Annotated in this window: 1 protein-coding gene; it reads right to left on the bottom strand. The window is 70.0% G+C overall.

The window, feature by feature from the left end:
* A partial coding sequence (locus tag RB628_RS41970; RefSeq protein ID WP_318325832.1) for a transposase occupies positions 1 to 283 on the bottom strand: 283 nt, incomplete at both ends.

Raw genomic sequence — 283 nt, forward strand, 5'->3', positions numbered from 1 at the left:
ATCCGCCGGGCCAGCTCCGGTTTGGTGGCCACCGCGCTCGCGCGTTCGGGCGGGATACCCTGCTCGGCGCAGCGGCGTTCGTGCTCCGCGGTGATGCCGGCCCAGCCCTTGCCGAGGTAGAGCTCGCTGTCGATCAGGGTGCGGCCCTTACCGGATCCGTACGACAGGTGCACGCTGACCTGGGCGTTCTCGACCCTGCCCGCGGTGCCGGTGTACTGACGCTGGACACCGGCGGTCTTGGTGCCCTTCTTGATGTCGCCGGTCTCGTCCGCGATCAGCACCG

This window comes from Streptomyces sp. ADMS (assembly GCF_033441795.1).
Taxonomy (GTDB): Bacteria; Actinomycetota; Actinomycetes; order Streptomycetales; family Streptomycetaceae; genus Streptomyces.